15 protein-coding genes and 1 pseudogene are annotated in these 13,162 nt (G+C 69.4%); 5 read left to right on the top strand and 11 right to left on the bottom strand.

Annotation, left to right across the window (positions count from 1 at the left end; all coding sequences use genetic code 11):
- Positions 1–45: 45 nt before the first annotated feature.
- Together ACH34S_RS11690 and ACH34S_RS11685 are read right to left on the bottom strand one after the other, a co-directional pair.
- Entirely contained in the window at positions 46–990 is a 945-nt protein-coding gene (locus ACH34S_RS11690) for a hypothetical protein (RefSeq protein WP_395953339.1), read from the bottom strand.
- 141 nt (positions 991–1,131) lie between these two features.
- Positions 1,132–2,202 (bottom strand): annotated as a pseudogene (locus ACH34S_RS11685) (pentapeptide repeat-containing protein); the annotation flags it as partial.
- A 351-nt stretch (positions 2,203–2,553) separates the two neighbouring features.
- On the opposite strand from ACH34S_RS11685, the gene ACH34S_RS11680 reads away from it, so the two are divergent.
- Positions 2,554–3,102, top strand: a complete 549-nt coding sequence (locus ACH34S_RS11680) for a DNA/RNA non-specific endonuclease (RefSeq protein WP_395952549.1) — start codon at positions 2,554–2,556, stop codon at positions 3,100–3,102.
- Positions 3,103–3,185: 83 nt separating this feature from the next.
- On the top strand, positions 3,186–3,551 hold the full coding sequence (locus ACH34S_RS11675) for a peptidase inhibitor family I36 protein (RefSeq protein WP_395952547.1): 366 nt from the start codon (positions 3,186–3,188) through the stop codon (positions 3,549–3,551).
- 908 nt (positions 3,552–4,459) lie between these two features.
- Here ACH34S_RS11675 and ACH34S_RS11670 read toward each other — a convergent pair.
- From ACH34S_RS11670 to ACH34S_RS11650, 5 genes are all read right to left on the bottom strand, one after another.
- The gene (locus ACH34S_RS11670) at positions 4,460–4,771 is read right to left on the bottom strand and encodes a hypothetical protein (protein ID WP_395952546.1); all 312 of its coding nucleotides are present in this window, start codon (positions 4,769–4,771) and stop codon (positions 4,460–4,462) included.
- A complete protein-coding gene (locus ACH34S_RS11665) occupies positions 4,762–5,631 on the bottom strand; it encodes a hypothetical protein (protein WP_395952545.1) in 870 nt (289 codons plus the stop codon). The genes ACH34S_RS11670 and ACH34S_RS11665 overlap by 10 nt, the downstream gene beginning before the upstream one ends.
- A gap of 201 nt (positions 5,632–5,832) precedes the next feature.
- Positions 5,833–6,099, bottom strand: a complete 267-nt coding sequence (locus ACH34S_RS11660; RefSeq protein ID WP_395952544.1) for a hypothetical protein — start codon at positions 6,097–6,099, stop codon at positions 5,833–5,835.
- Positions 6,087–6,362: a hypothetical protein gene (locus tag ACH34S_RS11655; RefSeq protein ID WP_395952543.1), complete on the bottom strand. Its 276-nt coding sequence runs from the start codon at positions 6,360–6,362 to the stop codon at positions 6,087–6,089. Before ACH34S_RS11655 ends, ACH34S_RS11660 begins: the two co-directional genes overlap by 13 nt.
- Complete coding sequence (locus ACH34S_RS11650; RefSeq protein ID WP_395952542.1) at positions 6,359–6,610, bottom strand: hypothetical protein; 252 nt, start codon at positions 6,608–6,610, stop codon at positions 6,359–6,361. The genes ACH34S_RS11655 and ACH34S_RS11650 overlap by 4 nt, the downstream gene beginning before the upstream one ends.
- A 186-nt stretch (positions 6,611–6,796) precedes the next feature.
- Here ACH34S_RS11650 and ACH34S_RS11645 point away from each other — a divergent pair, with 186 nt between their 5' ends.
- Positions 6,797–8,125, top strand: coding sequence for a transcriptional regulator (locus ACH34S_RS11645; RefSeq protein ID WP_395952541.1), 1,329 nt, complete (start codon positions 6,797–6,799; stop codon positions 8,123–8,125).
- 45 nt (positions 8,126–8,170) lie between these two features.
- A complete protein-coding gene (locus ACH34S_RS11640; protein ID WP_395952540.1) occupies positions 8,171–8,695 on the top strand; it encodes an NUDIX domain-containing protein in 525 nt (174 codons plus the stop codon).
- A gap of 225 nt (positions 8,696–8,920) precedes the next feature.
- Here ACH34S_RS11640 and ACH34S_RS11635 read toward each other — a convergent pair whose 3' ends face one another.
- The gene (locus tag ACH34S_RS11635) at positions 8,921–9,367 is read right to left on the bottom strand and encodes a PASTA domain-containing protein (RefSeq protein ID WP_395952539.1); all 447 of its coding nucleotides are present in this window, start codon (positions 9,365–9,367) and stop codon (positions 8,921–8,923) included.
- A gap of 326 nt (positions 9,368–9,693) precedes the next feature.
- Between ACH34S_RS11635 and ACH34S_RS11630 the strand changes: the two genes are divergently transcribed.
- Positions 9,694–10,521: a PIN domain-containing protein gene (locus ACH34S_RS11630; protein WP_395952538.1), complete on the top strand. Its 828-nt coding sequence runs from the start codon at positions 9,694–9,696 to the stop codon at positions 10,519–10,521.
- 103 nt (positions 10,522–10,624) lie between these two features.
- Here ACH34S_RS11630 and ACH34S_RS11625 read toward each other — a convergent pair whose 3' ends face one another.
- The 3 genes from ACH34S_RS11625 to ACH34S_RS11615 all read right to left on the bottom strand — a co-directional run bounded on the left by ACH34S_RS11625 (position 10,625) and on the right by ACH34S_RS11615 (position 13,119).
- A complete protein-coding gene (locus tag ACH34S_RS11625; protein ID WP_395952537.1) occupies positions 10,625–11,113 on the bottom strand; it encodes a hypothetical protein in 489 nt (162 codons plus the stop codon).
- A gap of 51 nt (positions 11,114–11,164) precedes the next feature.
- Positions 11,165–11,542 carry a hypothetical protein gene (locus ACH34S_RS11620; protein WP_395952536.1) on the bottom strand — a complete coding sequence of 126 codons (378 nt, stop codon included), beginning with the start codon at positions 11,540–11,542 and terminating at the stop codon, positions 11,165–11,167.
- A 350-nt stretch (positions 11,543–11,892) separates the two neighbouring features.
- Positions 11,893–13,119 carry a cytochrome P450 gene (locus ACH34S_RS11615; protein WP_395952535.1) on the bottom strand — a complete coding sequence of 409 codons (1,227 nt, stop codon included), beginning with the start codon at positions 13,117–13,119 and terminating at the stop codon, positions 11,893–11,895.
- Between the last annotated feature and the right edge of the window lie 43 nt (positions 13,120–13,162).

The following is a 13,162-nucleotide window of genomic DNA, read 5'->3' as shown; positions in this document are numbered from 1 at the left end:
TCTGGAGCGGGGTGTTTCGCCGTCTCTGGGGATGCTCGTTAGCGGTCAGCGTTTGACCTGGTTGCGGATGGCCAGGATGGTGAGGCCCAGCAGGATCGGGCCGAGGATCCGGACTGCGATGTTGAGGTAGCGGCCGCCGATGGTCAGGTCGGCGTCGGGGTTGCGGAAGATCACCGCGTTGAGGGTGACCTCGGTGGCCTTCTCCACCCGGGCGGCCAGGGATGTGACCGGGTTGGACTGGCGGATGGTCAGGGTGATCGGCTGCGGCCCCGTCGGGGTGGTCACGGCGCCGGTGGCCTGCTGGTCCTTGGCGGTCTGCGGGAACCCGAACCACGCCATCCCGCTGATCGACAACACCGTGAGCAGCGCCAGCCAAGCCAGGCCGCGACGGGCCCGCAGCCCGTACCCGGAGATCGCCCAGTACAGCCCGAGCAGCCACCGTTCGGGAGGGCGCGTGGCGGCAGCGCGGCGCATCTCCATCTCGCCGTAGTAGAAGTCGGCCGCACCCGGCTCGTTCTTGCCATCCTCCAGCGCCTTGCGCAACTGCCGGTACAGCACCTCCAGCCGCGCCGGGCCCACCACCTCCACACGTTGCCCTGCCTGCTCAGGCAACCGTCGCCACCCGCCCGACTCCCGGTCCCGGCCGGACCGGACGGCGCGGGCGGCCCGCCAATGATGTTCCTCGGCCAGCACCCGCCGTCGGCCGTGCGGGCCATCGGCGAATACGCATCGGCCATCCAGCACGACCTGGTCTGCGCGCTGCAACCCCGCGAAGCGGCACTGCGACAGGTCCACATCAGTCAAGGTCAACTGGAGAACGTCCAGCCCCCGCACCGACACCACCCGTACCGGCGGCACCTGCCCAGTCTCATCGGCGAACGCGGTCTCATCCGCGCCTTTGATGGGGCGGTCCAAACCATGCACGCTCACCGGACCGGCCAACACTCCGCCGCTCAGATCCACCCGGGCCGCCCGCAGCCGCAAACTCACACGCCCCTCTCCCCTCAGATTTCTGGCATCCACATCCTTCGCAATCCCCATAACCTGCAACTCGCCCTGCACAACCGCTGTGGCAAAAAGAGCGGTCCCGGAAAAGGTCGCGCCGTCGAACCTGGCGGCGCCGGTGAAGGTCGCGCCGTCGAACCTTGCGGGGCCGGTGAAGGTCGCGCCGTCGAACCTTGCGGTCCCGGTGAAGGTCGCGCCCCCGAACCAGGCGGTCTGGGAGAAGGTCGCGCCCCCGAACCAGGCGGTCTGGGAGAAGGTCGCGCCGTCGAACCTTGCGGGGCCGGTGAAGGTCGCGCCGTCGAACCTTGCGGTCCCGGTGAAGGTCGCGCCACTGAACCTGATGATCCCGGAGAAGGTCGCCCTGTCGAACCTGGCGTCCCAGGAGAAGGTTGCGCCGTCGAACCTGGCGGCGTCGGCGAAGGTCGCGCTGCGGAACCAGGCGGTCTGGGAGAATGCCACGCCGTCGAACCTTGCGGTTCCGGAGAAGATGGCGCCGCCGAACCCGGCCCAAAAGAAGGTCGCGCCGCGGAACCAGGCTTGGCCGGAGAAGGTTGCCTCGTCGAACCCGGCGGTCTGGGAGAAGGTTGTGTCGTTAAACCTGGCGCCCCCGGAGAAGATGGCGCCGCCGAACCTTGCGGTCCCCGTGAAAGTCGCGCCGCCGAACCTTGCGGTCCCGGTGAAAGTCGCGCCGCCGAACCTTGCGGTCTCGGTGAAGGTCGCGCCGTCGAACCTGGCGGCGCCGGTGAAGGTCGCATCGTCGAACCTTGCGGTCCCGGTGAAAGTCGCGCCGTCGAACCTTGCGGTCTCGGTGAAGGTCGCGCCGTTGAAGGTCGCGGTCTCGGTGAAGGTCGCATCGTCGAACCTCGCGACGCCGGTGAAAGTCGCGCCGTCGAACCGCGCGGTGCCGGTGAAGGCTGCATTACTGAAGTTGGCAGTTCCTATCCGGCGAGGTCCTTGCGGAGTACGCGGAGTACAGAGCGCGGTCAGTAGCTCGGTGAGCAAGTCCTCGGAGAAGGTGACGCCGCGGACGTCGATGTCAGATCCGGGGCTCAAGGTGGCAAGGTAGGCGGTTCTCGCGTCCGGAGACAGGTGTGTCAGGCACCGCCGATCCGCAGCAACGGCGGCCCCGCACACTGAGGATGTGTTGTCAGGATCGGTATGTTGGCAGGCGCTTTCGGCCTGGGCAGCGGCGACCATGTCCCGATCCCTATCGGACCCGCTTCTTTAGCGCGTGGTAACACCGAAGTCGGCAACAACCGGCCATTGCCCAGCGGGGTAGGCGTGGTAGTGGCGCAGGGGCAAGCCTGACCGTCCCTGTTCGTCACGTCTCCATCCAGAAGCGGAGAGTTATGGTTCAGCTGCATTGCGTGATTGTCTTGTCGGGACGCTCCCGACGAAAGGATCACCGCTGTGGCTCGGCACAGATCCGTCACAGCCCTTCTCGCCACCTTCTTGACCGCTTTGCTCGCCGTCATCGGCGCTCCGGCCGCCGAAGCGTTGTCCGCTGAGACCTCCGATCGGGCTGTGCTCCTCACCCAGACCGCCAGGGTGTCGCGACAGATCGACCAGGTGCCCTGCGAGCCTCACATCGGCGCCAACGCGACTTACCGCGCCCACGGCGCCACCTTCACCACCGACGGTCATGGCAGACCGGTGACGGCCGAGGCCACCAACCTCACCCGCTCCAAAGCCGACCGCGGCCCATGCCAGACCAAGGTCGGGCACATGGCCCCCACGCCCGGATACGACGGGGGCCACCTGATCGCGGCGACGCTGCACGGCGTCGACCAGCGGTACGACCTGGTCCCCCAGTGGGCCAGCGTCAACCGCGGCCTCTATCAGCAGATGGAGGCCGGCGCCAAGAAGTGCCTGACCGCCCCCGGCGGCAAGATCCTGCGCTACAGCATCCGGGTCACCTACCCCAACGCCAGCACGGTCGTCCCCGATCGCTTCCTGGCCGACGTCACCGTCGACACCGACGGCCACCCGCAGCAGCGCCTCGACCTGACCTTCCCCAACCGGCGCCTGGAGCCGGCCGAGTCCCAGGCCATCAAGGCCGAACTCACCGCCGGGCTCCGCACCGCCGGATGCACGTGAACGACCCGGCGCGTTAACCGGTCCGCCGCCCAACCCCACCATCGGCCAAAGGCCGCAACCAAATCACCACAGGAGGTTCCGCCATGCCCATCATCCGTCCCGTGTCGAAACTGCCGGGCCTGACCGCCGCTCTGGCCGGACTGGCGGCCGCCGGTTCGCTCATCCTGGGCCCGGCAGCACCGGCCGAGGCACTGGCCGGCCCCAGCCACCGCTGCCCCGAGGGCTACGTCTGCTTCTGGAGCGGCCCCGACTTCACCGGAACCATGTACGTCTGGCACAACCCGGTCAGCCACTACTGCGATCCGACGCCGCCGCAGCCCGCCAGGACGATCTACAACAACGACGACGAGGCGTGGGCGTTCTACCGCGACCTGGACTGCACCACCCTCGCCGTGACCCTGCCCCCGGGCAGGTTCGCCCGCGACACCGAGGCGTACAGCTGGAAATAGCCCCGAGCACGACGGCCGCCCGCTGGAGCAAACTCCAGCGGGCGAGCTGCTTCGCAAGTGCCGGGACGCGAGCGAGAACCACCTGCCTGCGGGAAGCGGTCGATGGCAGCCAGAAGAAGCCGGTGATGGACAAGCTCGACGCGCCGCCCACCTCGGTGGAGAATTCTGCACCGGCGGTAGATATTCATTCACCGCCGCCCGTTATGTGTCACACGACACAGAACAATCAGAAGAGTCTTGCTGACGGCACTGCGATACCGGCCAAAAGGCGCCTAACATGCTGACTCCTGAGAGAAATTCTCAGGTGGGGCCTGGTACCCGCTGGTCTCGCTGGCTGTGCGCGGTACCAGGCCCCGCGGCCGCTAGCGGCCGCCGGCCGTCACCAGATGAAGATGAACGGGACGACCGTCAGGCAGAGCCTTGTCAGCTCCAGCCAGACGGAGATCATCCTGCACCCTCTGTCGTGGTCGACGACCTTGTTTTTGGGCTCGTCCATGACGCGCCCTCCTACCTACCCGGCCTAGGGGGGCGGCCGGGGTAGCCCGCGCAGAGGTATGCCACCTTGCGCCGGCGTCAAGGTGGCTCTGTGCGAACTGTTTCCGGAGACTAGCGCCTGTACTGGCGTGGCGGGAATGGATCTGTGTGGAAGTGATAAAGGGCCGGGCTGTTTTGCCTGGTCAGGCGTAGAGAAATCTGTGTCCGGGTGGCGGGTGGCTTGTTGTGGAATTCAGCGGCCTTTTCTGGATCGTCGAGGAATCCTATGACAGGGGTGTGCGCTTCTCAATTGTGGTGAAATGGGCGAAACGCGCCTGTTCGGGAATCTGAACAGGCGCGCTCGTGATCTCGAAGGCGGCCTCAGGAAGGTCCGTGCCGTGGCCCGGGCGCGCCGCCGACCCGGGCCACGGTGCCTAGGGGAGCGCGTCCGCCGGGCCGTCCGGCTCGGCCGACGGCGTCACCGCGCCGAGCTGCTCGGCGATCTCGCTCGCGGCCTGCGCCGGATCGGCAGGCAGCCTCTCCCACGGCCCGCTTTCCGAGCACCACTGGTAGCTCCGGCCGGTCCACATAACCACTCTCGGGACGGCGTCCCGGCCGGTGACCCGTACGTGCGACAGGCCGGACTCGTCGTTGCGGAGCACGCAGGCGGCCAGCTGCGGGGCGCGCTGGCGGATCGCGGCGTGGAGCCGCTTGGCGGGCCCGAACCCCTCAGACGTCAGATCCATTCGCGGGCCTCGACCTCGTGCAGAGCTGCGGTATCGATGGTGGCGACGATCGCGTCGTGGTCGGACGCCTTGCCGGTCGGGATGCGCTGATAGCCGAGGACGGCGTCAGCCATGTTGTCGGTGACCCAGAACTGGTCTGTGCGGACTCCGCCGTTGTGGCCGGTCGGGGCCAGGAGCTCCTTGTCCGCAGCCTCGTCGCCCTCGCGATCGGCGATGAGCTCGGCGACGTCGTACAGGTCGCCGTCGGCCAGCGTCAGCGCGACGAGGGGGTTGCCGAGCCACGGTCCGTCTGGGACGGCCCGGCGGTAGCAGCGGGAGGAGCGGTTGTAGGGCGGGACGGTGCTCCAGTCCGGGTCGGTGTCGGCGGGGCCGAGGTGGTTGATGTCGCCGCCGAGCAGGCCCATCCCGCCGTACCGGTAGAGGCGCTCGATCAGGACCTGCGCCTCTGTGGCGGCTTTCTGCGCGCTGCTGGGGTGCAGGTGCGCGGAGATGACGGTGAGCGGCACCTTCATCTTCGGGTCGGCGATGACGTCGAAGACGGCGACGCCGAACCCGTGGCGGCTCTCCCTGGCGTACTTGGTCTCCCAGTGCCGCCACCGCAGAACGTCCGGCCGGTGCATCACCACCGTGTGCGCCCCGGACTTGGACGGGGCGACGTGGGCGCGCATCCCCAGGTCGTGCTCGGCGTCGGCCTGGAGGCGGGGGTCGGCTTCCCAGCCGTGGGCCTCTTGGCCGAGCAGGATGTGCGGGTCGACCTTCCGGATGATGTCGACCTGGTCGGGCCACCGCGGGTCGGGGCGGCCGTCGGAGTCGGTGCGGCCGGCGTATTTGAAGTTCAGGCTCATGACGGTGAGCTGCACGAGGGGACTCTCTATGGTCGGGTCGCCCGGGTCCGGGCGAGCGATGGGTGCGCGGGCGGGCGGACCGAGGGGTGCCCGCCCGCGCACGCTGGGGGATGGGAGCTGGCTAGAAGGGGCGACGCACCCGGAGCCACGGGGATTGCCCAGGCGCGCCGCCCCGCCCACGCCCCCCGGCAGCCACGTGACCGCGGGGCGGGGGAGTCACCGGGATGCGGCCTGCAGCTTGACCCACAGCTCGGCGGGCGTGTTCGCCTCCAGGGCCGAGGCGTCGGTGTGTGACAGGTCGTCGCGGTCCACCGTCGGTCGAGTCGCCCACCACCGTCCCCGGTCGGTCCAGATGACCGACCAGCCGGGGAACGCCTGCTTGAACATCCGCTTGAGGTCGCTGACGTCATCCGGCAAGGGCGGGACGCTCGTCGCGTCCGCGCCGGGTTTGGTCTCCTCGCCGAGCTGCATCACAGGACGCACCGCCCCGCGGTGTCCGTGACCGGCACCCGCGCGGCGGCCTCGGCGGCGAGCTGCGCCTCCATCTGGAGCGCGCCCTCGATGAAGTCACGGAGCCCCTGCGCGGTCTTCGCGCGGATCACGATGTAGCCGCCGCCGCTCGGGCCGCCGAACTGGACCCGGGTCGCCTGCCACGGCGTGTGGAGGCACGGGTTGTGCCGGCACACGAAATCGGGGAAATCTTCGAGTAGGTCGGCGAGGCTCTTAGCAGGGTCGGGCGGGGTCACGTTGTCGCTCCGGTCTCAATCGCTGGGTGAGGCGCGGCGGCGCCGTCGGCGGGTTGTGGGGACTGCTCGTTCAGGAGCGCGCGGAGCCCGTCCTCGGTCTCGGCGCGGAGGGTGTGGACCTTCCCCTCCCGCATCTCCGATTCGGTAAGGAGACGTTTGCGCGTGGCCCACCAGGTCGTGACGCCGTCCTGCGCGTACCTCCAGATCGCCCATTCGTCGGGCTCTGGCGGTCGGGGCCGGTCGGTCATCGGTGTACTCCTGCGGTAACGAGGTGGTGTCAGCCAAGCCCGAACTGGCGCGAGCTGGGGAGGTGTGAGCGGGCCCCGGTGATGGTGAAGGGTTCACACGGGGTGTGAAAGGAATGCTCGCGATCCGCGCCGCACCCGGTGGCCGCGCTCCTACAATGCCGATAATCACCAGCAAGGAGGCGCGTCGTGGCCGAGGCGAATCTGCTCCTCGACGCCCTGATCGACGAAACGGGAATGTCCTACGCCGGGCTCGCGAGCCGGCTCAACCAAGGCCACACGACCCGGTATGACCATGCGTCGGTGCGGCGCTGGATCCGCGACAACGCCATCCCCCGAGGCGATGCCCCGGAGCGGATCTGCCGCGTCCTGGGCGCCGCCCTTGGCCGGGGGCTCACGCTTGCTGATATCGGCATGGACCGCGCCCGGCACGGTGACCTGTCGGACACGCCGCTGCGGACGGCGATTGACCAGGCGGCGGCGCTGTGGCGCGGCGACTACAAGCAGCGCGAGGCGGTCGAGCACACCCGGCTGCTCTCGGGCAGTGCGGCAGTCGCGCCGGTGTTCGCGTGGGAGAATCCGCCGGACGACATCGACGTCTCCCATCGCGGGCCGCTCGCGGTCGGCGCCGGCGACGTTGCACGGGTCCGGGCGGCGCGCGACCGGTACGAGCAGATGTACCGGCGCGTCGGCGGCATCCCGGTGCGGCCCCGCATCGTCGCCTACCTCAACAACCGGGTCGGGCCGCTGGTCCGCGGCGGGTACGACGACCGCACTGGCCGGGAGCTGCTGCGCGCGACCGGCGGCCTGGTCGCGCTGGCCGGGATCTCCGCCTACGACGCCGACCGTCAGGCCCTCGCCCAGAGGTATCTGCTGCACGCCCTGCGCATGGCCAAGGCCAGCGGCCACCGCGGGTTCGGTGGCTACTGCCTGGCGCTGCTGGCCAACCAGGCGATGTACCGCAAGGACTACCGGCGCGTGGTGCAGTACGCGCAGACGGCGCTGCGCGGCGCCGACGGGCACCTGTCCCCGGCCCTGATGGTGGATCTGCACACGCTGCAGGCCAAGGCGTATGCGTGGATCGGCGATATTCGCGGCAGCCACCGTCACATGACGCACGCTGAGGGCATTCAGATACGGCCGGAGAACGAGCCACCGGAGACCGGGTACGTGCAGCCCGGCCTGCTGGAGACCCAGCATGCCGAGGTGCTCCGCCGTCTCGGCGACCTGACCGCGGCTGAGACCTACGCCGAGCAGTCCGTCCATCCCTCCAACGGGACGCACCTGCGAGGCCAGGCGCACCGGCTCGCAACGCTCGCGCAAGTGCAGGGAGAACGCGGGGACGCCGAGCACGCCGCAGCCACCGGGCAGAAGATGCTGGACCATACCGAAGGCATGGAGTCGGGGCGATTGCATGACCGCGTCACCGGCCTCGTTCGTGCTCTTGCCGCCTATGACACAAGCGACGTGCGTGCGTTTCGTGAACGTGCCGAGCTTCAGCTGCACCGCGACCAGTAGCGTGACGGGCGACCCTGTACCCATCGAACTAAGGGAGCCGGCCCCGTGCGTTGGAAGGTCCATTCCGAGAAGCCGCTTTACAGCGACCCCTGGCTCGACATCCGCCTCGCCGACGTCGAGATCACCGGCGGACGGCACCTGGACCACCGCGTCATCCGGTCGGAGGCGGGTGCTGGCGCGGTAGTTGTCGACTCGGAGCAGCGGGTCCTGCTGGAGTGGCGGCACCGGTTCATCACCGACGCATGGGGCTACGAGATCCCCATCGGCGGCGTTCGGGACGGGGAGGCGCCCGAGGCGGCCGCCGCGCGTGAGGCGGAGGAGGAGACCGGGTGGAGGCCTGGTCCGATGCGTCCGCTCACCATCGTGCACCCCACTCCGGGCATCAGCGACAGCCGCCACTACATCTACTGGGCGGACGGCGCCACCCACGTCGGACCGCCGGCCGAGGACTGGGAGGCCGAGCGGATCGAGTGGGTGCCGCTCGCCGATATTCGTGAGCTGGTGGAGACCGGGAAGATCGTCAGCGGCACGAGCATGGCCGCGCTCTTGCTGGCCGCGGCCAGACTTTGAGTTCCCGGATCACGGCAGGCTAGGGCAGGATCGTCGCGAGCGTGGCCCACTCCTCATAACGGCGCGCTCGGCCGAGGACGCGTCAGCCGTGCAGCCCGATCTCGAGTTTTTTCGGCGCACAACCCGGCGGGTGCACCGCGGGGTGCGCGGGCTCAAACTGCGCGGCGGAGCCCGCAGCATGACCGGGATCGGGCCGATGCGGGGCGGCCGTGCCCGAGGGCCGGGCTACTCGCTGAACTTCTTGGCGAACAACGTGATGGCCTGATCGGGGGCGACGAGTGTCCCGGCTTTCGGGGTTTGCCGGACGACCACCCAGTTGCGATCCCACACCAGGATCCGGTTCTGACCGGTCGCATCCTGCTCTCTCAGGTTGTAGAGCCCGTGCGACTGCATGAAGTCCTGGGCCTCTTGATGGTTCTTTCCCACCACGTTGGGGACGCGGATCTTGGTGGTGGGCGTGACGGTCGGCTCGGCCGGCGCTGTGGAGTTTTCGGTAGTTGGGCTGGGGGACGGTTCGGTGCTGGCCGCGCGGCTGGGCGTCTCGGACACCGCAGGCGTAAAGGGTGATGCCGCGGCGGCCTGATCGGTCGGCGGCGCCGACCCGATTCCATAGCCGGTAGCGCAGCCGGCCAGTAGGCCGAGCCCGAAGAAGCCGCCGGCGAGGAGAGCCACGACTCCTCCGGGGACACCGGTCCGGTGGGGTGGCCGCGGCGGGGGTCCGTAGTGCATGCGTTATCTCCAGGTAAGCCGGGCGCGGGGTGCCTGTGAGACGTGCCAGGGGAGGCGCTGGTGCACGAGCGGCCGGTCTAGGCCAGGTCCCGCGTTGTCCGCCTGCCAGCTGGCGATACGCAGTATCGCGGCGCCGGGGGCCGCTCCGTTGTTTCTGGGGCCCGGCCCGTTGGGGGCTGAAGGTACGAACAAGCTCCCCAGGCGCAGAGCACCGCGACACACCGTCAATCCCGTTCGCGGGCACTCCGTCCGCCTGCGAGGCTCGCCGCATGGAGCTAAGAAACGGGATCACCCACGCTGGCGCCATCAAGGCGATCCAAGCCTGCTGCAACTCCTCCACCACGCTCCAGCACCACGAGCACCACGTGGCGCGGAGCAGATACCTGCGATGGGTCGACGAAACCGACCGCCAGCTCCGGAACATCTTCGTCGACAGCACCCAAAGCGAGGCGCTGTACACCGTCCGGTACTGGTACCTGGCCGAGGGCCGCGACCTCATCCTGCCGAGCGGTCACGTCGACTGGGGGCCGCTCGTCAGGGAGCAGGAGGTGCAGGTGGAGCGGCTGTGGGAACTCACGGCGCGGATGAAGGCCCTCAGCGAACGTGTCGAGGGGCCCGGAGCGATCAACGTCCTCGACGCCAACGCATACATCGAGGCGACGATGTTCGACCAGGTCGACTGGCGTACAGAGCTGGGTGAGGAACAGGTCCGGCTGGTGCTGCCCTATGCCGTGCTCGTTGAGCTCGACGAGAAGAAGCACGACCGAAACGAACGTGTTTCCCGCCGGGCCTACAAGGTGGTCCGCGCCCTCGACCAGTACATCCCGCAACTGGCCAAGGGCGGAAGAGCCGAAATCCGCGCGAGGGTGACGATCGAGCTGCTGCCCGAGGAACGCGGTCACCGCCGCGCCCCGATCACCGATCAGGAGATCGTGGACCAGGCCGTCCTGCTCAGCCAGTACAGCGGCCGGCCCGTGCAGATCATCACCGATGACCGGCACATGAGGCTCCGGGCGCTGAGCTACGGGCTCGACGTCTGGCCCATCCCCGACCGTCTGTTGCTGGAGCGCAACCGCCCCAAACCGGACGGGTCCTGACTCGCGCAGGCGGGCGAGCCAGGGGAGGGGGCTGGTCTACTCTCCGCTGCGGCTGGCGTAGTGGTCCGTCGCCTGTGGCCGCCGTGGGGAGCCGGGCACCGGTTCACCACGGCGGCGTCTCAGAACGGCGGGGGCTGCCGGGTGAGGGCGCCGCCCTCCTCATGGCGGCGCCGCCACCCCGGAGGTCAGCTGTCCGTGGGCAGGCTGATGGTGGCGCGAAGCCGTCGTCGTCGCGGCGGCGAGTGGGGATCAGGGCCACCTCCTTCGGCTCGATGTCGCCGTTCTCACCAAGGCTGGCGTTGCTGGCGACCCGGCAGACCTGGAACGCGATCTGCGCCCGCCCGTTCGAGGGCATGCGGTGGAGGGCGCGGCCGGCCATGTACAGCACGTCGTACCATCGCCCGTTCTCGTCCTGGATGGCGCCGGTACGGGCCGCGTCGGCGTCGGTCCAGGCGACGCAGTCGTCGTGCGCGGCGCGGGTGAGCGCGACCGGCATGCCGAACCTGGCGTCGCGAGCCAGATCAGCGGGGGCTTCGATGAGGTCGCCGGCGTCGATGTGGGCCGCGCGCACCTGGTCGGGGCGGTTTCGCAACGTGTTCTCCCGTGGTGGGTTGGAGGTGGGCGGGGGACTCCCGCCCACCGGTCAGGCAGTTGCCTCCCACTCCGCCTGAAGGGCGGCTTCTGCGATGCGCCGCTCGGTCGCTGTGCGCCCGCTGCGCCAGGCGTGCTCGGCGGCGGCGGGTGCAGCCTGCCGTGCCTTCTCCAGCGTCTGGGCGGCGTGTGCTTCGGCGTCGTCGAGGGCGCGTTCGAGCCGCCGCGCTCTGGCCTCAGCGGTCCGGAGGTTGGTGCGTGCGACGGCATTGCCAGGCTCGCGGGCGAGCGCCTTCCGCGCCTCGCTGATCTGGTGTTCGGCGTCCTGCAGCTTCACCAGCACGGCGACGGCCTGCTGATCGGCCTCCCGGAACTGCTTCACTTCCGGGATTCCGCATGCCACCTGGATGTCAGGGTGAGGAGTGGTCACACCCACAGAGTATGGCAATCTAATAATTATGTCAAGTTGGATGTGTTTTGGGGGAGGCTTGTCCCGAACCCAGGCAGGGCCGGCCGCCGGGACTCGCAAGCTCGTTACGCAGCCGACATGGGCGGCTGTCCCCGCAACGGCTGAACCCTCCTGCCCATCGAGCAGGGTGGAGCAGGCATCGAGCTCGGCGGCGGCGACCGTTGTCCCCGGCTCGCCGAGGGCAACGGCTCGTTCTCCCTGCTGTTCGAGACCGCCGGCGGCGCCTTCGAGGGTCACCCGGTACGGCGGCCGCCAGCCCGCGGGACGAGGCCGAGGCCTTCACCTGATGGGAAACCGGCGGCCAGCCCCGATCATTCGTAGTCGTCCCAGGTGACCGGCATCTCGCGCGGTCGGCGAATGAGCACGCTGGTGTCCCAGGAGATCTCCTCCGGGTCACAGGCGAGGCGGAGGCAGGGGAGGCGGCTGGTCAGCGCCGCGACCATGATCTGGAGTTCGAGGCGGCCCAGGTGGGCGCCGAGGCACACGTGGGCGCCCTGCCCGAAGGTCAGGTGATCGCGGGCGTTGGGGCGTTCGGGGTCAAACTGGTACGGGTCGGGGAAGACGGCCGGGTCGCGGTTGGCGATATCGTGCCCGGGGATGATCAGCTCCCCGGCCTTGATGGTGACATCGCCGAGCTGAATATCGACTGCCGCACGGCGCGGCAGCGCGGTGGCGTTGTAGGTGGAGGGGAGCAGGCGCAGCAGCTCCTCGACGACACCGGGTGCGGCCTCGGGATGGTCGACCAGCCACCGGTAGGTGCTGCGGCCTTCGTGGGTGGTGGTCAGGAGGCGGTAGGTTCCGGTTGCTATCGCGGCGGCGGTGGTCTCCCAGCCGCCCACGATGATCCCCACCGCGAGTAGCGCGGCGTCGTCATCGGTGACGCCGGTATCGGCGGCACCCAGCGCGGTGGCCAGCGCGGTGGCCAGGTCATCGGCCGGTTCCCGGCGGCGCTGGGCGATCAGGCCCTTGGTGTAGTCGATCATCGCCATTACTGACGGCCATGCCTCCTCGGCGTGCTCGGCGCCGACCAGGAGACCATCGGACCAGGCATGGAACTGGGCCCGCTCGGCGTCCGGGACGCCGAGCATCTCCCCGATGATCGTCAGCGGGAGCGCAAACCCGTACGCCTCGGTCAGGTCCACGGGGCCGCCGGTGGCGACCATAGCGTCGAGCAGCTCGTCCGCGAGCTGTGCGATGCGGGGGCGATACCGGGCGAGCCGAGTGGGCGTGAACTCGCCGGCGACCAGGCGCCGGATCCGGCGATGCTCGTCACCGTCCCGGGCGAGGATCAGCGGGCCGAGCATCGGGAACGGCGGGATGCCGTCGGCGTCGCCGCGGGTCAGGTCGGGGTGCCGGAAGGCCGCCAGCGCGGCGGCATGGGTGGTGGTCAGCCATGCGACCTGACCGCCCGGCAGCGTGACCTGAACCAGGTCTCCGGCCTGCCGGACCTGTTCCCAGTCGTCGCCGAGGCTAAGCGGGGCGCCGCTCGGGGCGGGGAAAGGGAATCGCAGGTGAGGGCACGGGGTAGGAGAAGTCATCCGCTCTCTCTTTCGGGATGCGGCGGCTTCTCTGCTGCATTCC

It is taken from the genome of Actinomadura sp. 3N508, from assembly GCF_044326375.1.
Lineage (GTDB): Bacteria > Actinomycetota > Actinomycetes > Streptosporangiales > Streptosporangiaceae > Spirillospora.
The sequence above is the reverse complement of the archived record's forward strand: the minus strand, read 5'-3'. Positions and strand labels throughout refer to the sequence as shown.

Coding starts and splice junctions, on each gene's coding strand:
- ACH34S_RS11675 (WP_395952547.1), top strand. CDS start 3,186: ATGCCCATCATCCGTCCCGTGTCGAAACTGCCGGGCCTGACCGCCGCT.
- ACH34S_RS11670 (WP_395952546.1), bottom strand. CDS start 4,771: ATGGATCTGACGTCTGAGGGGTTCGGGCCCGCCAAGCGGCTCCACGCC.
- ACH34S_RS11650 (WP_395952542.1), bottom strand. CDS start 6,610: ATGACCGACCGGCCCCGACCGCCAGAGCCCGACGAATGGGCGATCTGG.
- ACH34S_RS11630 (WP_395952538.1), top strand. CDS start 9,694: ATGGAGCTAAGAAACGGGATCACCCACGCTGGCGCCATCAAGGCGATC.
- ACH34S_RS11615 (WP_395952535.1), bottom strand. CDS start 13,119: ATGACTTCTCCTACCCCGTGCCCTCACCTGCGATTCCCTTTCCCCGCC.